The organism is Mucilaginibacter sp. RCC_168 (assembly GCF_041355315.1).
Lineage (GTDB): Bacteria > Bacteroidota > Bacteroidia > Sphingobacteriales > Sphingobacteriaceae > Mucilaginibacter.
Genome location: NZ_JBFUPN010000001.1, coordinates 114,069 through 133,200, shown reverse-complemented (window position 1 = coordinate 133,200; position 19,132 = coordinate 114,069). Strand labels below are relative to the sequence as shown.

At 42.6% G+C, this 19,132-nt stretch carries 15 protein-coding genes; all 15 read left to right on the top strand.

What is annotated here, in order from left to right:
• Positions 1-345: 345 nt before the first annotated feature.
• Positions 346-2,004 carry a vitamin K epoxide reductase family protein gene (locus AB6735_RS00565; RefSeq protein WP_370993858.1) on the top strand — a complete coding sequence of 553 codons (1,659 nt, stop codon included), beginning with the start codon at positions 346-348 and terminating at the stop codon, positions 2,002-2,004.
• Between the two features lie 218 nt (positions 2,005-2,222).
• Positions 2,223-2,687, top strand: a complete 465-nt coding sequence (locus AB6735_RS00560) for a division/cell wall cluster transcriptional repressor MraZ (protein WP_370993857.1) — start codon at positions 2,223-2,225, stop codon at positions 2,685-2,687.
• Positions 2,680-3,582, top strand: coding sequence for a 16S rRNA (cytosine(1402)-N(4))-methyltransferase RsmH (gene rsmH, locus AB6735_RS00555; RefSeq protein ID WP_370993856.1), 903 nt, complete (start codon positions 2,680-2,682; stop codon positions 3,580-3,582). The genes AB6735_RS00560 and rsmH overlap by 8 nt, the downstream gene beginning before the upstream one ends.
• Complete coding sequence (locus AB6735_RS00550) at positions 3,579-3,992, top strand: FtsL-like putative cell division protein (RefSeq protein WP_370993855.1); 414 nt, start codon at positions 3,579-3,581, stop codon at positions 3,990-3,992. Before rsmH ends, AB6735_RS00550 begins: the two co-directional genes overlap by 4 nt.
• Positions 3,982-6,093 carry a penicillin-binding protein gene (locus AB6735_RS00545; protein WP_370993854.1) on the top strand — a complete coding sequence of 704 codons (2,112 nt, stop codon included), beginning with the start codon at positions 3,982-3,984 and terminating at the stop codon, positions 6,091-6,093. Before AB6735_RS00550 ends, AB6735_RS00545 begins: the two co-directional genes overlap by 11 nt.
• Positions 6,090-7,550, top strand: a complete 1,461-nt coding sequence (locus AB6735_RS00540) for a UDP-N-acetylmuramoyl-L-alanyl-D-glutamate--2,6-diaminopimelate ligase (protein ID WP_370993853.1) — start codon at positions 6,090-6,092, stop codon at positions 7,548-7,550. Before AB6735_RS00545 ends, AB6735_RS00540 begins: the two co-directional genes overlap by 4 nt.
• A 215-nt stretch (positions 7,551-7,765) precedes the next feature.
• On the top strand, positions 7,766-9,007 hold the full coding sequence (gene mraY, locus AB6735_RS00535) for a phospho-N-acetylmuramoyl-pentapeptide-transferase (RefSeq protein ID WP_370993852.1): 1,242 nt from the start codon (positions 7,766-7,768) through the stop codon (positions 9,005-9,007).
• Positions 9,008-9,084: 77 nt separating this feature from the next.
• Positions 9,085-10,467 carry a UDP-N-acetylmuramoyl-L-alanine--D-glutamate ligase gene (gene murD, locus AB6735_RS00530; RefSeq protein WP_370993851.1) on the top strand — a complete coding sequence of 461 codons (1,383 nt, stop codon included), beginning with the start codon at positions 9,085-9,087 and terminating at the stop codon, positions 10,465-10,467.
• 64 nt (positions 10,468-10,531) lie between these two features.
• Positions 10,532-10,873 carry a four helix bundle protein gene (locus AB6735_RS00525; RefSeq protein ID WP_370993850.1) on the top strand — a complete coding sequence of 114 codons (342 nt, stop codon included), beginning with the start codon at positions 10,532-10,534 and terminating at the stop codon, positions 10,871-10,873.
• Positions 10,874-10,988: 115 nt separating this feature from the next.
• Positions 10,989-12,134 carry an FtsW/RodA/SpoVE family cell cycle protein gene (locus AB6735_RS00520; RefSeq protein WP_370993849.1) on the top strand — a complete coding sequence of 382 codons (1,146 nt, stop codon included), beginning with the start codon at positions 10,989-10,991 and terminating at the stop codon, positions 12,132-12,134.
• A 187-nt stretch (positions 12,135-12,321) separates the two neighbouring features.
• Complete coding sequence (murG, locus tag AB6735_RS00515; RefSeq protein WP_370993848.1) at positions 12,322-13,431, top strand: undecaprenyldiphospho-muramoylpentapeptide beta-N-acetylglucosaminyltransferase; 1,110 nt, start codon at positions 12,322-12,324, stop codon at positions 13,429-13,431.
• A 55-nt stretch (positions 13,432-13,486) separates the two neighbouring features.
• Positions 13,487-14,845: a UDP-N-acetylmuramate--L-alanine ligase gene (gene murC, locus AB6735_RS00510; protein WP_370993847.1), complete on the top strand. Its 1,359-nt coding sequence runs from the start codon at positions 13,487-13,489 to the stop codon at positions 14,843-14,845.
• Positions 14,838-15,704 carry a cell division protein FtsQ/DivIB gene (locus AB6735_RS00505; RefSeq protein ID WP_370993846.1) on the top strand — a complete coding sequence of 289 codons (867 nt, stop codon included), beginning with the start codon at positions 14,838-14,840 and terminating at the stop codon, positions 15,702-15,704. Before murC ends, AB6735_RS00505 begins: the two co-directional genes overlap by 8 nt.
• A gap of 4 nt (positions 15,705-15,708) precedes the next feature.
• Positions 15,709-17,049, top strand: a complete 1,341-nt coding sequence (gene ftsA / locus AB6735_RS00500) for a cell division protein FtsA (RefSeq protein ID WP_090473201.1) — start codon at positions 15,709-15,711, stop codon at positions 17,047-17,049.
• Between the two features lie 216 nt (positions 17,050-17,265).
• A complete protein-coding gene (gene ftsZ / locus AB6735_RS00495) occupies positions 17,266-18,873 on the top strand; it encodes a cell division protein FtsZ (protein WP_370993845.1) in 1,608 nt (535 codons plus the stop codon).
• Positions 18,874-19,132 lie beyond the last annotated feature (259 nt).

Genomic DNA, 19,132 nt, shown 5'->3' with positions numbered 1-19,132 from the left:
CTCTGGTATTTGACCAATATTTTAGGTTTAGTTATTGTATCATATTATTTAAGAATAAATAGTAAGATATCTTTTTTATTATATTTTTTTTAATGAACTTTCCATATATGTTTTCAGACCAATTGTTTGATGAAATGTAAGCTGGGAAATGCTTGTTTTAAAGTAAAGCACGGAGATGGCTATTGGGTTGAAATTATAAAAAATTGATATTTCTCTGTTATAGAGGCGCTCTTTTTAATAATTAACATAAATGAAATAAGATTTACATAATTTCTTATTCTAAGCAGTTGGATATATAAATGTTTATTAACTAATCAAGCCTAAAACCATTAACATACGCTTATTATGCTTTCTATTTTTGAATCTAAAACCAATGGTCCGGAAGCTGCAAAACGCTTGCTCGACCTGTTGCATGTTAAAGTCACCGCAACAACACTAACCCGGGAAATAGAAGAACATCCGGATTATCCGAGCCTGTTGAGCATAAGTGATGTGTTAAACAATCATGGTGTTGAAAATATGGGGATAAGGGTTGACCCTCAGAAATTAGAAGAGCTCCCCTGTCCCTTTATTACCCAGGTAAAAGGAGTGAAGGGAGGAGCCGAATTTTTTACTGTTGTAAGAGAGGTAAGCAAAAATACCATCCACTTCTTTGAACAGGAAAAAAATCAATGGACCTCACTTGCTAAAGAAGATTTCTTAAAGAGGTGGTCGGGAGTGGCATTATTGGCCGAGGCCAAAGATGATGCGGGTGAGAAGGATTACAACAAAAAGATAAAAGAAGAAAACAGAAAAAATATCATCCAATATCTGAGTGCGTTTTGCATCCCAGTTATAGCAATTATTGCCGGGTTAATGGCCTTAGTGCAATCAGGAACAACGGCCTTGCTTCCCTTTGCTTTTTCTCTATTAACCCTTGCGGGAGCTATTACGGGGGCATTATTACTTTGGTATGAACTTGATCAGCATAATCCCGTATTACAGCAGATTTGCAGTGCAGGTAAAAAGGTAAACTGTGGAGCTATATTACAATCTAAAGCTGCAAAAATTGCAGGCATCAGCTGGAGCGCAATAGGTTTTAGTTATTTCATGGGCATATTATTGTTGTTGCTGTTTTCGGGCGTCACCAATCCGGCTGTTTTGTTTGTAGCATCCTGGTTAAATGTAATAGCTGTACCTTATGTAGTATTCTCCATTTATTATCAATGGCGTATAGCCAAACAATGGTGTGTGTTATGCTTATGTGTGCAAGGGTTATTGGTTTTGCAACTGGCAGCTACACTTACAGGTGGCTGGCATACTTTGTTATCGCTTAGTGCCATTGAACCTGGATTGATCATCTCAACAGTAACTGCGCTTGTTATTCCATTTATAGTTGTCACTTTGTTAATACCGGCTTTTCAAAAAGCTAAAGAGAGTAAACGAACCAGTAACGAATTACAAAAGCTAAAACATAACCAGGAAATATTTGAAGCATTACTTCAAAAGCAAAAGATGCTGACTAATGTCCCTGGTGATCTTGGGATAACTTTGGGTAACCCTAACGGTGCTTATAAACTGATTAAAGTTTGTAACCCTTATTGCGGCCCTTGTGCTAAAGCACATCAGCCCATGGAAGACCTGCTGGAGAATAATCCGGATGTACGGATACAGATCTTATTTACAGCCACAAATAGCGACGAGGATATGAAGGCTCCGCCTGTAAAACATTTGTTAGCTATCGCTGAAAAAAATGAAGAATCTATTGTAAAACGAGCTTTGGATGACTGGTACCTGGCCGAAAAGAAAGACTATGAGGTGTTTGCCGCTAAATACCCGATGAATGGAGAATTGAAACAGCAAAATGCTAAGGTAGAGGCCATGAAAAACTGGTGCGATACCACAGGAATAGAATTTACACCCACTTTTTTTGTTTCCATGCCAAGTGAGGGCAATGAAACAGTATACTATCAATTACCTTCTATATATAGCGTGGTTGATTTAAAATATTTTTTTGCCGTGTAAGAATGAATATTCAATGATGATTTTGAATGCCCAGATGTTGTAGAGATTCGCAATAAAAACAACTAATTTTTAGAATCCGGCGCCTGCCGGATTTTTTTGTTTTTATAGGTATAGCGAAATACCCTCCAAAAATGTTGAAAACTTTTTGGTGGTAGAAAGTGGTAGAAAGTGGTAAAAGTACCTTACTTTTACTCATTGAATCATGCCATAGTCTCAAAATGTCCTATTTAACCGGTGAATTTGAATGTAAGCTGGATCCTAAATCAAGGATGATGATACCTGCTGGCCTCAAAAAAAAGCTTCCTGAAGCTGAAACTGAAGGCCTGGTGATCAATCGCGGATTCAAAAATTACCTGGTTATTTATACTAAAACAGAGTGGGACAAACGGCTTGATGAACTGAGCAAACTTAACGAATACGAGGAAGATAACATAGAGTTTATCAGATATTTCACCCGTGGCGCTACAGAGCTTGCCCTTGATGCTGCCGGCAGGGTGTTGTTGCCAAAGTTTTTGCTGGATTATGCAGGTATAAAAAATGATGTGGTACTGGCCTGTCAGTTAAATAAAATTGAGGTTTGGGATGCCGGGGCGCATAAAGCCGCGTTCTCCAATGAGCCGCAAAACTTTAGCGCGCTGGCGCAAAGGGTTATGGGTAATAAAGCAAGGAGGGGTGATGAGTGAGTACCATGTACCGGTTATGCTCAATGAATGTATTGAGGGGCTTGCCATTAAAAAGGACGGCACTTATGTGGATGTTACTTTTGGTGGTGGCGGTCACTCGCGTGAAATATTAAAGCACCTGGGGCCCGAAGGTACTTTGCTGGCTTTTGATCAGGATGCCGATGCACAGCAGAATTTAATTGATGATAAGCGTTTTGTGTTTGTTGATCAAAACTTTCGCTATCTAAAAAACTTTTGCCGTTTGCATGGCGCTATCCCGGTTGACGGGATACTGGCCGATCTGGGTGTTTCGTCCTATCAGTTTGATCAGGCTGAACGGGGTTTCTCGATCAGGTTTGATGCTGAGCTGGATATGCGCATGAATCAATTGGGTGAGCTCACTGCTAAGGATGTAGTTAATAATTACACCGTTGCCGAGCTGCACCGCATTTTTGGTATTTACGGCGAAATACAAAACGCAAAGTCGCTGGCCGAAACCATCGCGACAGCCCGTTTAAATGCGCCGATAGTAACCATTGCCGATCTGAAAAATGCGATCAGTAACCGGATCCCCCGGGGTAAGGAAAATAAATACCTGGCACAGGTGTTCCAGGCATTACGGATTGAGGTTAACCAGGAACTGGAAGCATTGAAGGAATTTTTGGTTCAATCGGCAGAAGTATTAGCTGTTGGCGGCAGGTTGGTGGTGATGTCATACCATTCACTGGAAGACAGGCTGGTGAAAAACTTCATCGCTAAAGGCAAATTCAGCGGAGAGGTGGAGAAAGACTTTTATGGTAATAACAATAAGCCGCTTGATGCGGTAAGCCGCGGGGCTATAATCGCGTCAGACGAAGAAATAAAGAATAATAACAGGGCAAGGAGCGCTAAATTAAGGATAGCTGTAAAAAAATGACTAATCGTTTACGTACAGAAATTCAGGAAGAGGAATTGGAACAGGATATTATCGTGGAGGAAAAACCTGCACGGGAAATTCCTGATAATTTTTTTACCCAATTTTTTACCAAAGGCTTTATCTCAAAAGAAAAAGCCACCGGTGCCCTGCCGTTTGTGATGTATATAGCCTTTTTAGGCATGATGTACATTGGCAATATGCACCTTGCCGAAAAAACGATACGTGACATTGATGATATCAGCAAAGAGGTAAAAGAACGTAGCTGGGATTATAAAACGGCCAAAGCCGATATGGCCTTTAAAAGTACATTAACAGAAGTAGCTAAACGTGCCGATACCCTGGGGGTAAGGCAGTCTGTGGAGCCACCGCAAAAAATAACAGTAAAGGAGGAGGATCAGGATGGGAATTAGAACCAACATTCTGTTGCGGGTATATATCGCTTTCGGGCTGATATTGCTGTTTGCTTTTGCTGTAGTAGTGCAGTTATGCCGCGTGCAATTTGTACAGGGCAAAAAATGGAAAGATATGGCGGCCAGTCTTTCGGCGCAATATCAAACCGTTGAGGCCGCCCGTGGTAATATTTTTTCTGTAGATGGTAGTCTTTTAGCTACCTCTGTTCCGGAGTATGAGCTGCATATGGATATGCTGGCCGGCGGTATTGCCGAGGACAGTGTGTTTAATGATAATATTGATCAGCTGGCTGTGAATCTGTCAAAAATGTATAACGACAGACCTGCCCGTGAATATTCCAGGATATTTCGTGATGCTCGCAAGGAAGGTTCGCGTTACCAGCTGCTAAGGCGAAGGGTGAGTTATCAGGAGCTGAAAAAGATCAAAGAGTTCCCGATCTTCAAAAAAAGGAAGACCAGAAACTGTTTGATTGTGCTGCAGCAAAACAAGCGTATACGACCGTTTCACTCGCTGGCTGCTCGTACTATTGGATATAAAAATGAGAATGTTAAAAATGCTGTAGGCCTGGAGGGGGCCTATTCGTCTTATATCAATGGCGAGAATGGCCGCAGGTTAATGCAGCGCATTCCCGGTGGAACGTGGATGCCTGTTGATGATGATGAAGAGATAGCCGCTAAAGATGGCGCCGATATCATATCAACTATCAACGTGAATTTTCAGGATGTAGCGCAGGATGCTTTAATGAAACAGTTGATCAAAAGCGAGGCCGATCATGGTTGTGTGGTATTAATGGAAGTAGCCACAGGCGAGGTGCGGGCTATAGCCAACTTTACCCGTACCAAAAATGGTGATTACGAAGAACGGATGAACTATGCTATCAGTAACGCTATTGACCCGGGTTCAACCTTTAAACTGGCATCATACATGACCTTGCTTGATCAGCATAAGATAGATACCAGTACCATTGTTAATGCTGAAGGCGGTAAGTATAAATTCCCGAAGGGGCCAACCATTACCGATACCGAGCATGATAATTATGAAATGAGTGTTAAACGGGCGTTTGAAGAATCATCAAACGTAGCGGCAGCTAAGCTGGTTACCAGGTACTATAGTGGTAATCCATGGGAGTATATCAATAAGCTGTACAGCTATCACTTAAATGAAAAGCTACAGCTGCAAATACCTGGCGAAGGTAAGCCGGTGATCAAAAATCCGTCAAACCGCAGCTGGAACAAAAATTACACCCTGCCCGAAATGGCTTATGGTTACGAAATGAATTTAACGCCATTGCAGATGCTGGCTTTTTATAACTCGGTACCTAATAACGGTAAGCTGATAGCGCCCATTTTTGTACGCGAAATACGCCGCCTGGGTAATCCTATTGAGCAATTCCAGGCACGGGTTATTAATGAGCAGGTATGCTCAGATGTTACCATAGGTAAATTGAAGGGTATGTTAGAGGGTGTAGTACTTAATGGTACGGGTAAAAATGTAATTAAAAACAAGCTTTACAGCGTTGCTGGTAAAACCGGTACGGCGCAAATAGCCGACGGCCGGAAAGGTTATACTGCCCATAAAACATACCAGGCTTCATTTTGCGGTTATTTCCCGGCCGATCGTCCTAAATATTCGATGATTGTGGTGATCAATAACCCAACAAAAGGTAATTACCTGGCAGCCCTGGTGGCAGGTCCGGTTTTCAGGGAAGTGGCCGATAGGGTTTATGCCAATGATATGGAAATAAATCAAAGCCCGGCAACGCACTTGGTAGGTAATACCAGTATGCCAAAAGTAAAACAGGGTAATTTAAAAGCATTAAAAAAGGTTTATACCAAATTGGGTGTAAAGCCACTGTATGCTTCGGCAAATGCCGATGCAAATGGTGTTGATACCAGTAATGGGATCCCTTTTGAGGAAGTAAAATATAAAAATGGCACTGTGCCGGCTGTAACAGGTATGGGTCTGAGCGATGCCCTGTATGTATTGGGTAACGCGGGTTATAAAGTAACGGTACGCGGCAGCGGCGTGGTAACCACACAATCGGTTACCGGCGGCAGCCTCATACCCAAAGGATCACGAATAACAATTGAATTACAATGAGGTATTTAAGTGATATATTGGAAGGATTGGCTTTTACTGAATTGCAGGGAAGCGCTGATGTGGAAATTACGTCTGTAACCTTTGATTCGCGCAAAGTTGAGCCCGGTTCATTGTTTGTTGCTGTAAAAGGCACGCTGGTTGATGGCCATGACTATATTGATCAGGCTATTAAAAGCGGCGCCATAGCTGTTATTTGTGAAGATCTGCCCGCACGTACTGTTGCAGAGGTTGACTTTTTGATGGTAGCCGATTCTGGCAAAGCTTTAAGTATTGTTGCAGCCAATTTTTATGGCCGTCCGTCTGAACAGCTTAAACTGGTGGGAGTAACCGGTACCAACGGCAAAACTACCGTAGCTACTTTGTTATACCAGTTGTTTCGCGATCTGGGCTATAAATGCGGATTACTGTCAACTGTCGAAAATCAGATCAATGATACCGTGATCCCATCAACCCATACCACTCCAGATCCTATTGAGCTGAATAGCTTACTGGCCGAGATGGTAGAGCAGGGGTGTGATTATTGTTTTATGGAAGTAAGTTCGCACGCTATAGCGCAGCACCGTATTGCCAATCTGGTGTTTTCGGGTGGGATATTCACCAATCTTACGCATGATCATTTAGATTATCATAAAACGTTCGACAGTTATCTGAAAGCTAAAAAAGCGTTTTTTGATGGCTTGCCGAAAGCAGCCTTCGCGTTGACCAACAGTGATGATAAAAATGGGAACGTGATGCTGCAAAACACCCAGGCCCACAAAAAAAGTTACGGATTAAAATCCATGGCCGATTATAAGGCCCGTATCCTGGAAAATCAATTTGATGGCTTACTACTGCATATTGATAACGAAGAGGTTTGGTTTAAAATGGTAGGCACGTTTAACGCTTACAACCTGCTGGCTGTTTATGCCACAGCCATGCTGCTTGATCAGGACAAGGCCAAAGTATTAACAAGTTTAAGCAAACTGACCGGCGCCGAAGGTCGATTTGAATATATAGTAGCACCCAATAAGGTGATAGGTATTGTTGATTATGCCCACACACCTGATGCCGTGCAAAATGTGTTAAGCACTATTCATGATATCCGCAAGGGTAACGAAAAAGTGATCACCGTAATTGGTTGTGGCGGCGACAGGGACAAAACCAAACGCCCTATCATGGCTCGGGTAGCCAGCGAATGGAGTGATAAAGTAATAATGACTGCTGATAATCCGCGGTCGGAAGATCCTGGACAGATCATCAAAGATATGGACGAGGGGGTCGACCCGGCTTTCAAAAGACACACGGTGAGCATAGTTGATCGGCGGGAAGCCATTAAAACTGCATGTATGCTGGCCAATCCAGGTGATATTATACTGGTTGCTGGCAAAGGACACGAAAAATACCAGGAAATAAAAGGAGTGAAAAATCACTTCGATGACATGGAAGAGTTGGAAGAGCAGTTTAAATTAATGTCATAGATGTGCAGATTTCAGATGTGCAAATGTGCAGATGAGAATGAAAAAATGAATGGATTGAAATAATGAAAAAATAGGGAAGATAATTTCATCAACCAATTAATATAATAAACAAAGTAAAAGTAATCAAGCCATAAAACCGCAAGTATGCATATCTAAAATCTGCAAATACATCATTTGCACATTTGAAATCTGCACATCTGCATATTGAAAAAAGGATGTTATATTATTTATTTACATATCTAAGTAAAAACTACAGTATTCCGGGGGCAGGGGTATTTCAGTATATCACTTTCCGTACGGCTATGGCTGTAATAACATCGTTGCTGATCACCACGGTTTATGGTCGCAGGCTGATTGATTATCTACGTTTTAAACAAGTGGGCGAAACGGTGCGGAACCTGGGTTTGGAAGGGCAAATGCAAAAATCGGGTACGCCTACCATGGGTGGTATCATTATTTTATTAGGCATCCTGATCCCAACGTTACTGTTTGCCAAATTGGGTAACGTATATATTGTCCTGATGCTGATCACCACGGTGTGGCTGGGAGCTATTGGTTTTCTGGATGATTATATTAAAGTTTTCAGAAAAAATAAAGAGGGCCTGGCAGGCAGGTTTAAGATCATCGGACAGGTAGGGCTTTCGCTCATTATCGGGTGGACAATGTATTTCAATACCGACATTGTGATCAGGCAGGAAGTAAAGCTACCCGTAAAGGTTGATGCCCCGGTTGAGTTCCACATGAAACGGGATGTGCCGGTTTATACGCAGGATGTTCGGTCGACAAAAACCACCATGCCTTTTTATAAGAACAACGAGTTTGACTATGCCAAAGTATTGAAATTCCTGGGACCCGGTTATGAGCAATACGGGTTGGTGGTGTTCCTGTTCTTTGTCATATTGATCATCACTTTTATATCAAACGGGGCAAATATTACCGATGGTATCGATGGCTTGGCAACAGGTACCTCGGCTATTATAGGTATTACGCTGGCTATACTGGCTTATGTTTCGGGTAACATCGCTATGGCCGATTACCTGAACATTATGTTTTTACCCAACTCAGGCGAGCTGGTAATATTTGCCGGTGCTTTTGTGGGGGCTTGCGTAGGCTTTTTATGGTACAACTCCTATCCGGCGCAAGTGTTTATGGGCGATACGGGTAGTTTGGCCATTGGTGGCATCATAGCTGTTTTTGCGATTGTGATACGCAAGGAACTATTACTCCCGGTGCTGTGCGGTGTATTCCTGATCGAGAATATATCGGTTATTATGCAGGTTGGCTGGTTCAAATACACCAAGAAAAGATCGGGCGAAGGCAGACGAATATTTTTAATGGCGCCGTTGCATCACCATTACCAGAAAAAAGGGTTCCATGAAGCCAAGATCGTAACCCGCTTCTGGATCATTGGGATCCTGCTGGCTATTATAACCATTATAACATTGAAGCTGAGATAACCCCCTAACCCCCTGAAGGGGGAACAATAGTAGAGATCGAAGAAATAAAGTAAAGAAAGAGAAGAATAAGACAAGAAATGAACGATAACAAAAACATAGCCAATCAAAAGCACCCCCTTCAGGGGGCGGGGGGAGTTGTTGTGCTCGGCGCAGGCGAAAGTGGTGTGGGTGCGGCATACCTTGCCCAGCAGCAGGGTTATGATGTTTTTGTTTCGGATTTTGGGGCTATTGCCGATAACTATAAAAAGCAGCTGCAGGACTGGAAGATCCGCTTTGAAGAAAACCAGCATACCGAGGCAGAAATATTAGGTGCAGTTGAAGTGATTAAAAGTCCGGGGATACCGGAGAAAGCGCCTATTGTTAAAAAGTTACGTGAAAAAGGCATCCCTGTTATTTCAGAGATAGAATTTGCAGGCAGGTATTGCGATGCAAAGATTATCGGCATCACAGGCTCAAATGGGAAAACTACTACCACCAGCTTAACTTACCACATCCTTAAAAACGCGGGATTAAATGTGGGTTTGGCGGGCAATATTGGTAAAAGTTTTGCTTACCAGGTGGCTACGGAGAAATTTGAATATTATGTGTTGGAGCTAAGCAGCTTTATGCTGGATGATATGTACAGGTTTAAGGTTGACATTGCTGTTTTGCTCAATATTACGCCTGATCATTTAGACAGGTATGATTACAAGCTGGAAAACTACGCGGCATCAAAATTCCGTGTTACGCAAAATCAAACCTCGGCCGATTATTTTATTTATTGCGCCGATGATCCGGAAACCATTAAAGGAATGGCCGGGCGTACGTTTGAAGCGCAGCAGTTACCCTTTTCAATTGAAACTACGATTAAACCGGGAGCATATCTCGAAAACGACAATATTGTCATCAACACACAACAAGAACATTTTCAAATGTCAATTAAAGAATTAGCCCTGCAGGGTAAGCACAACATTTACAACTCCATGGCATCAGGTATTGTTGCAAAAGTGCTCGAATTGCGCAATGAATCGATGAGGGAGAGTATGGGCAGCTTTAAAAATATCGAGCACAGACTGGAGTCGGTTGGTAAAATATCCGGTATCAGCTTTATTAATGACTCTAAAGCTACCAACGTAAATTCAACTTGGTATGCATTGGAAAGCATGACAACTGATGTAGTGTTGATCCTTGGTGGTGTTGACAAGGGCAATGACTATAGCATGTTGAAACAACTGGTAAAGCAGAAGGTAAAAGCTATTGTGTGTTTAGGCAAGGATAACAAACGTATCCATGATGCTTTTGAAGATGATGTGGAAGTGATCGTGAACACAGGCTCGGCGCAGGAGGCCGCGCAGGTGGCGTTTCACCTGGCCGAAAAAGGCGATACCGTATTGTTATCACCGGCATGCGCCAGTTTTGATCTGTTTAAAAATTACGAAGATCGAGGTAATCAATTTAAAGCCGCGGTAAGGGAATTGTAGGTAGATGTGCAGATGTGCAGATTTTAGATGTGCAGATGAAAAAAATTGAATGAATTAAATAAATATGGATGAAAAACCTAATCTGATAGTTGATCTGACATTTAAGTTTTCTTTGAAGATAATAAGCTTTACAGAAAAGCTGGAAACTGAAAAGAAGTTTAATATGGCAAATCAGCTTTTTAGAAGCGGTACATCAATAGGAGCAAATGTTTGTGAGGCACAAGGAGCGCAGAGCAAAGTTGATTTTAAACATAAGTGTAAGATAGCGTATAAGGAAGCCGAAGAAACAAGATACTGGTTAAGGTTATGTCAGCAAGCAGACAGTTACCCATTTGAAGAGGGAATGCTTGGCGATATACAGTCAATAGTTAAAGTTTTAGGAAAGATAATTTCATCAACTAATTAATTTAAAGAAATAACAACAAAAGATAAACAGCGATCAGCACATCTAAAATCTGCAAATATGCACATCCGCACATCTGCACATTTGAAATCTGCACATCTGCACATACATGAATCATATGCACAGGATACTCAGTAATACAAAAGGCGACCGCTGGATATGGCTTATAGTCATATTGCTTTCTGTTATATCCCTGTTGGCGGTATACAGTTCAACCGGTACGCTGGCTTATAAACGTGGCGTTGGGGTCGAGTCGATCCTGATGAAACACCTGGCTATGGTGATAGGGGGTATTGCACTGATGTATATCTCGCATAAGCTCGACTATCGTTACTATGCCGGTATCTCCAAGATCATGATGATTGTGACCATACCTTTGTTACTATACACTTTGCTGTTTGGTAGCCACATCAATAACGCCAGTCGGTGGATCAATATCCCGGTGATAGGCCTCAGCTTCCAGACATCCGATTTGGCTAAGCTGGCCTTGATCACCTACCTGGCGCGTACACTATCGCGCAAGCAGGAAAATATTAAGGATGTTAAAGAATCCTTCCTGCCTATTATGGGTTCTGTTTGCCTGGTATTTATACTTATAGCGCTGGCCAACCTTTCAACAGCGTTGATGCTGTTTGGGGTAAGTATTTTACTGTTGATCATCGGTCGTATCAGCATTAAACAAATAGCGGTGGTTTGTGCGGCAGGGTTTATATTATTAATGGGTGTTTTGTTCTTAGGGCCACGTAGGCACATGTACGCTACCCGTGTAAGTACGTTCCTGCATCCCGAACAGGCTAAGCCCGATAAGTCGTTCCAATCAGATCATGCCAAGATAGCTATCGCGAGCGGCGGAATATTTGGCAAAGGCCCGGGTAACAGCACCGAAAGAAATTATCTGCCAGAGTCCTACTCCGACGAAATATACGCCATTATTATTGAGGAGTATGGACTTGTAGGCGGGTTTGCCTTAATAGGCATTTACTTGTTTTTACTATACAGATGCATAAAAATTGTGACGAAGGCTCCAAAGGCATTTGGAGCGTTATTGGCCTGCGGCTTAAGTTTTAGCTTAACTATACAGGCATTTGCAAATATGGCGGTGGCTGTAGGTTTGGGTCCTGTAACCGGGGTGCCTTTACCATTTGTGAGTATGGGTGGTACATCGATATTATTTACCAGTGTGGCGTTTGGTATCATATTATCCGTTAGCCGTGATATTGAGGAACCCAAAAAAGTAGTGGTAGGAGAGATCAGGACGGCATAAGGTTAATTAGTGAATTATTGATTTAGTGAATTAGTGAGTTACGGTTTTAGGATTTAGTTTTTAGAGTTTAGAATTTAGTTTTTAGGATTTAGTTTTTAGAGTTTAGAATTTAGTTTTTAGGATTTAGTTTTTAGAGTTTAGGATTTAGAATTTACTATTTAGAATTTAGTTTTTAGAGTTTAAAAAAATGGCAAAAAGAATAATCATCAGTGGTGGCGGAACAGGAGGACATATCTTCCCGGCTATTGCTATTGCCAATGCTTTAAAAAATATTGATCCGGCTATCGAGATATTGTTTGTAGGCGCTAACGGGCGCATGGAGATGGAAAAAGTTCCGGCAGCCGGTTATAAGATCATTGGTCTGGATATTCAGGGGATACAACGTAAATCACTTTGGAAAAACGTGATGTTCCCTATAAAACTAATGAACAGTGTGCGCCGGGCGCTTAAAATTATTAAGGATTTTAAACCCGACGCGGCGGTTGGTGTTGGAGGCTATGCTTCGGGGCCGTTATTGTATGCTGCTTCGCTGAAAAATATACCCTACCTCATACAGGAGCAAAACTCCTATGCAGGTATCACCAATAAGTGGCTGGGTAAAAACGCTCAGAAAATATGTGTGGCTTTTGATGGCATGGATAAGTTTTTTCCTGCCGAAAAAATTATTAAAACGGGTAATCCCATCCGTCGCGATTCGGTGAACGTGGCCGGTAAACATATGCAAGCACTGGAGCTGTTTAAGCTTTCGGCATTTAAAAAAACAGTATTAATAACCGGTGGAAGCCTTGGTGCACGTACGCTAAATAACAGCATAGCCCTTGGTTTAGATAAATTGATTGCTGCCGATGTGCAGGTAATATGGCAAACCGGCAAGTTCTATTATAAACAGATCATTGAAAAATTAGGTGAAGACCATCACCCTGATGTGAAGATCAGGGAGTTTTTAACCCGTATGGATTTGGCTTATGCCGCTGCCGATATCATTATATCACGCGCCGGCGCAGGTACCATTGCCGAATTGTGCATGGTTAAAAAGCCGGTGATCCTGGTGCCTTCGCCTAATGTGGCCGAAGATCATCAGACTAAAAACGCGCTGGCACTGGTAGAGGAAGATGCGGCAGTTTTTCTGGCCGACAGGGATGCCGAAGAAAAGCTGGTTGATAAAGCAATTGAATTATTAAACGACAGAAATTTACAAAAGAAACTTAGTACTAATATTGGCAAAATGGCTATGCCAGATGCTGATGAGGTTATAGCACACGAATTATTAAAAATAACAATAAACAACAACAATTAAAATTATGGTCCTCCTTCTCCCCAAAAAGAGGAGGGCCTTTTTTAAAATTAAAACAATGGAACTGCATAACATCAAAAGAGTTTACCTTATAGGTATAGGCGGCATCGGGATGAGCGGCCTGGCTCGTTATTTCCATCATTTAGGGTGTGTTGTTTGTGGTTATGATAAAACGTCGACGGACCTGACTAACGATTTGCACAACGAAGGTATACGGATCATTTTTGATGACCGGGCCGATTGGATCCCGATGAGTTTTCAGCAACTCAGCAATGATACCTTGATTATTTATACGCCGGCCGTTCCTAAGGATTCGGTTATATTAAACTATTTTAAAAATAAAGGATTTGAGTTGTTCAAACGCTCACAGGTTTTGGGTTTGATCAGTAAAAGCTCCTTTACCATAGCGGTAGCCGGCACGCACGGTAAAACTACCACATCAACCATGGTGGCGCATATCCTGAAAGATTCTGGTAACGATTGCTCGGCATTTTTGGGTGGTATATCATCCAACTACCAAAGCAATGTGCTGTATGGTAAAAATAATGTAATGGTGGTAGAGGCCGATGAGTACGATCGTTCGTTCCTTACCCTGTTTCCGGATGTGGCCATCATTACTTCAATGGATGCCGATCACCTGGATATTTATGGTGATCATGCTCATTTAACCGAATCGTTCCAGCTGTTTGCCTCGCAGATCAAAAGCGGCGGCACACTGGTGCACAAAAAAGGATTGCCTTTGGATACCGGTTATACCTACGCGCTTAGTGATGCTACTGCTGATGCGCATGCGGCTAACGTACGTATCGAGAACGGCGATTTTTATTTCGATTTTATCAATGCTGATGTTACTATTCCAAACATCAGGATGGGTATAGCCGGCACGCATAATGTGGAAAACGCGGTTGCGGCTATTGAGGCTGTTTTGCGGTTGGGTGTCGATACAGAGGCTATAAAAAGCGCGCTTGGATCATTCAGGGGTGTTAAACGCCGGTTTGAATATATTGTAAAAACACCACAGCATATTTATATTGATGATTATGCGCATCACCCTGAGGAATTAAGGGCATGCATATCCTCAGTAAAAAAACTGTATCCTGAAAAAAAATTGACCACCATTTTTCAGCCCCATTTATATACCCGCACACGTGATTTTGCCGAAGGCTTTGCCGAGGTGCTGGATATGGTTGACGAATTGATCATGCTGGATATTTATCCGGCACGTGAATTGCCTATTGAGGGCGTTAATTCAGAAATGCTGCTGAACAGGATGGAGCTGCAAAATAAACGGAAACTGAGCAAACAGGAAGCGCTGGATGCTGTAGCCCATGAAAAGCCAGAATTATTACTGACCGTAGGCGCCGGCGATATTGATACTTTGGTAAACGCTTTAAAAGAAATATTAAGCAATGAATAGAAAACTCATTTGGAGACGTGTGTTGATCATATCTGCCTGGGTGGTTTGCCTGGGTGGCCTCATCGCGCTCATGAGTTTTATTGAAATAAAAAAGGCCGGTGTTATTTGCACGGTTGTAAAAGTGAATATCCCCGGCAGTCAGTATTTTATTGATAAGCAGGAGGTAGACCAGATCTTGCAAACCAGCAGTCATACACTAATAGGGCGCAAACTGGAAGGAATAGATATACAGGACCTGGAAAATAAGCTCAGGGCGAATCCATTTATTGAATTTGCCAAGGTTTATACGGAGATGGATGGTGTGTTACGTGTCGAAGTAAGTCAGCGCCAGCCAATACTGCGTATCATGAACCATTATGATATGGATTTTTATGTTGATCAGCATGGTTTAAAGATCCCGTTGTCGCCAAACTTTACCGCCAGGGTGCTGGTGGCCAATGGTTTTATAGACGAGCTATTTACCAACCATGTGGACTCCTTGCATACCAAATTGGCCAAGGACTTGTTCCTGACCGCCGATTATATCCGCAAGGACTCCTTATGGGACGCGCAGATAGCACAGCTGTATGTAAATAAAGACCATGAAATTGAACTGATCCCGCGTGTAGGGAGCCAAAGAATATTGATCGGTAATGCCGATTCGCTGCAGGTGAAATTTGCAAACCTGATAGCGTTTTATAAACAGGTACTGCCAAAGGTGGGCTGGGATAAATACAGCACTATAAATATAAAATACTCCGGCCAGGTGGTTGGTATTAAAAATGAAAATATGAAAGCAGATTCGATCAAAGCAAGCAAGGCCAAAAGCCTGAAGCCCGATTCTGCAAAAATGGAAAAGGATACATCTCAAATAAATTAGGAATATGGACAAAAGCTCAACTCAAGACAAAAGTTCGCCAATTGTAGTAGGATTGGATATCGGGACGACTAAAATATGCGCCATTGTTGGGCGCAGGAGCAAGAACGGGAAGATTGAGGTATTAGGAATTGGCAAGGCCGAATCTGCGGGTGTTACCCGTGGTATGGTATCAAATATTGATAAAACAGTACAGGGGATCTCCCAGGCGGTTGATGTGGCCGGGGCTCAATCCAATGTAGATATCAAAGTGGTATTTGTGGGTATTGCAGGTCAGCATATTAAAAGCCTGCAGCACCGGGGATTGATAACCCGTCGTGACCTGCAATCAGAAATAGGCCGTAAGGATATCGATAAACTCATTGAAGATATGTACAACCTGGTGATGCCTCCGGGCGAGGAGATCATCCATGTGTTGCCGCAGGAGTTTACGGTAGATAACGAGCCTGGTATTAAAGACCCGATTGGCATGGCAGGTGTGCGCCTGGAAGCAAACTTCCACATCATATCCGGCCAGGTAACGGCTATTAAAAATATTGTGAAATGTGTTAATAAGGCCAGTCTGGATAGCCAGGATCTGATCCTGGAGCCATTAGCTTCTTCCGAATCGGTATTGAGCGAAGAGGAAAAAGAAGCAGGTGTAGTGCTGGTAGATATTGGTGGTGGTACTACCGACGTGGCCATATTCCACGAAGGTATTATCCGTCATACCGCGGTGATCCCATTTGGTGGTAACAGCGTAACCGAAGATATCCGCGAGGGTTGTTCGGTAATGCGTAACATAGCCGAGCAGTTAAAAGTAAGGTTTGGATCGGCCCTGGCTGATGAAAATAAAGAGAACGAAATTGTTTGTGTACCCGGTTTACGTGGCCGCGAGCCCAAAGAGATCTCTGTAAAAAACCTGGCCTACGTGATACAGGCCCGCATGGAAGAAATTGTAGAGCATGTATACTACGAGATTAAATCATCAGGTTACGAGAAAAAACTGATAGCCGGTATTGTAATAACCGGTGGTGGCGCTCAGCTGAAGCACTTACGTCAACTGGTGGAGTTTGTTACCGGGCTGGATTGTCGTGTGGGTTACCCTACCGAGCACCTGGCCAAAAACGAAGTGCTGCCAAAAAATATTTATGAGGAGCTGCAGAGCCCGACCTTTGCAACAGGCATTGGCTTGCTGATAAAAGGTATCCAGAAAACGGAGTACATGACCGCGGCGCCTGCAACAGATACAAGAACAGAAAAACCAAAATACGAGCCCAAAAAAGAAGGCGGTTTGTTTGACAGGTTGCTGAAAAAAAGCATCACGTTTATAAAGGATGACATAAATGATGAGGATTTTTTGAAATAGGTTTTATAGTATCAAGTAGTTAGTATCAAGTATCAAGATCTTTGAAAATCGTTTGTCTTGATACTTGATACGAGCTACTTGATACCAAAGTTTTACACATAAAGCAACTTTTCCACATTATTGACAATTGTGGAAAACCTTTGTGGAAAAAGTACTATTATTACGATGGTAAAATCTAAATATTGGTTGAATCACATATAGCTGAAAACGAAGATTATGCAGTTTGAGATGTTAAAAGAAAAATCGTCAATCATCAAAGTAATTGGTGTTGGCGGTGGCGGCGGTAACGCGGTGAACCATATGTACAGGCAGGGAATTACCGGTGTTGACTTTATAATTTGCAACACTGATGCCCAGGCGCTGGAGTTAAGTCCTATACCTAACAAGGTACAGTTGGGCGCAAGTCTTACTGAAGGGATGGGTGCCGGTTCAATACCCGAGGTGGGCAAAAACTCAGCTATTGAGAATATCGACGATATTAAGCAGATGCTGGGTGTAAATACCAAAATGTTGTTTATTACAGCTGGTATGGGCGGTGGTACCGGTACAGGCGCAAGCCCTATCATTGCCAAAGCGGCCCGCGAAATGGATATATTAACGGTAGGTATTATTACCACCCCGTTTTCATTTGAAGGGAAACGCCGTAAAATGCAGGCCGACGCCGGTTTGGAAGAGCTGAAAAAATATGTCGATTCGTTCCTGGTGATATCAAACGACAGGTTACGCCAGATCTTCGGCAACTTAACCATGAGCTCTGCTTTTGCACAGGCCGATAATATATTAACAACTGCCGCTAAAGGCATAGCCGAGATCATAACCTTACCAGGTTATATCAACGTTGATTTTAAGGATGTACGCACCGTAATGAAAGATAGCGGTGTATCCATCATGGGCAGCTGCTCTGCCGAAGGCGAGAACCGTGCTTTAAAAGCGGTTGAAGGCGCGTTGGCATCACCGTTGTTAAAAGATAATGAGATTGAAGGCGCACGATATATATTGCTCAACATCAGCTCTGGTATACATGAAGTAACCATGGATGAGGTGAGCATCATTACCGATTACATACAGGAAGAAGCCGGTTTAGCTGCCGACCTGATATGGGGTAATTGCGTGGACGATAACCTGGGCGACCAACTATCGGTTACCATCATAGCTACCGGTTTCCAAACCAAGGATGAGCGCGAAAAAGAGAACAGTAACAAAAAGATCATTTCTATGCTGGAGCCTGAGGCTAAACCTTTGGTAAAACCGGTAAATGAATTTATCAACCCGGTTAATAAAGCCACCGCTACTGCCGAGCCTTATATTAAACCAAAGGATGAGCCAAAACAAACAGGCTTGTTTGATATGTTTGCCGCGGGTCGTTCTGAAGAAAAAGAAGAAGTGGTGATGAGGTATAACCTGGATGAAGAGGAAGCGGAGGAAGATAACGAACCGGATACCGCGGGCTTCACCTTTAAAATGAGTGAGCCGGAATCATACGCGCCTGTTAAAGAAGAAAGAATGCCCGAGCCACCAGTTCCCGCTCCAGAACCGGAACCTGTAGTAGGTGCCGATGATCATAAAACAAATGAATCCATCGAAGAGCAGCTGAAAAAATCGCGCGAGCGTATCATGAGGTTGAAGGACCTGAGCATGAAACTGCGTAGCGGTAACATACAGGAGCTGGAAAATGTACCAGCCTACAAACGCAAGGAAATAGCGCTGCAGGAAACCCCGCAATCTGACGAAAGCCAGATCTCCAGGTTCAGCCTGATGCCGGATAACGAGGGTAATACCGAGATCCGCAAGAATAACTCTTTCCTGCATGATAATGCTGATTGAGGAGCAAGGATAAAGAGATAAAGGAGCAAGGACTGAAAACCACAACAATAAAGACAGGAAAGTTATCACAAGAAAAATCTTCAGATAACTTTCCTGTTCTTGTTTAAAACAAATGCGATTCCTGTCCTTATTCTTGTTCCAATAATCCTTGCTCCTTCCACTCAGTTATAACCTATTCTAAAAAGTTATAGCTATTGCTGCGAGCCGAATAAACAGCTATATTTGTATTTTAAAATACTATCTACAAAAGCATACTATT

Bases quoted from the DNA above. Each gene is read 5' to 3' on its own strand.
- AB6735_RS00565 (WP_370993858.1), top strand. From the start codon at position 346: ATGCTTTCTATTTTTGAATCTAAAACCAATGGTCCGGAAGCTGCAAAA.
- AB6735_RS00560 (WP_370993857.1), top strand. From the start codon at position 2,223: ATGTCCTATTTAACCGGTGAATTTGAATGTAAGCTGGATCCTAAATCA.
- rsmH (WP_370993856.1), top strand. From the start codon at position 2,680: ATGAGTGAGTACCATGTACCGGTTATGCTCAATGAATGTATTGAGGGG.
- AB6735_RS00550 (WP_370993855.1), top strand. From the start codon at position 3,579: ATGACTAATCGTTTACGTACAGAAATTCAGGAAGAGGAATTGGAACAG.
- AB6735_RS00545 (WP_370993854.1), top strand. From the start codon at position 3,982: ATGGGAATTAGAACCAACATTCTGTTGCGGGTATATATCGCTTTCGGG.
- AB6735_RS00540 (WP_370993853.1), top strand. From the start codon at position 6,090: ATGAGGTATTTAAGTGATATATTGGAAGGATTGGCTTTTACTGAATTG.
- mraY (WP_370993852.1), top strand. From the start codon at position 7,766: ATGTTATATTATTTATTTACATATCTAAGTAAAAACTACAGTATTCCG.
- murD (WP_370993851.1), top strand. From the start codon at position 9,085: ATGAACGATAACAAAAACATAGCCAATCAAAAGCACCCCCTTCAGGGG.
- AB6735_RS00525 (WP_370993850.1), top strand. From the start codon at position 10,532: ATGGATGAAAAACCTAATCTGATAGTTGATCTGACATTTAAGTTTTCT.
- AB6735_RS00520 (WP_370993849.1), top strand. From the start codon at position 10,989: ATGCACAGGATACTCAGTAATACAAAAGGCGACCGCTGGATATGGCTT.
- murG (WP_370993848.1), top strand. From the start codon at position 12,322: ATGGCAAAAAGAATAATCATCAGTGGTGGCGGAACAGGAGGACATATC.
- murC (WP_370993847.1), top strand. From the start codon at position 13,487: ATGGAACTGCATAACATCAAAAGAGTTTACCTTATAGGTATAGGCGGC.
- AB6735_RS00505 (WP_370993846.1), top strand. From the start codon at position 14,838: ATGAATAGAAAACTCATTTGGAGACGTGTGTTGATCATATCTGCCTGG.
- ftsA (WP_090473201.1), top strand. From the start codon at position 15,709: ATGGACAAAAGCTCAACTCAAGACAAAAGTTCGCCAATTGTAGTAGGA.
- ftsZ (WP_370993845.1), top strand. From the start codon at position 17,266: ATGCAGTTTGAGATGTTAAAAGAAAAATCGTCAATCATCAAAGTAATT.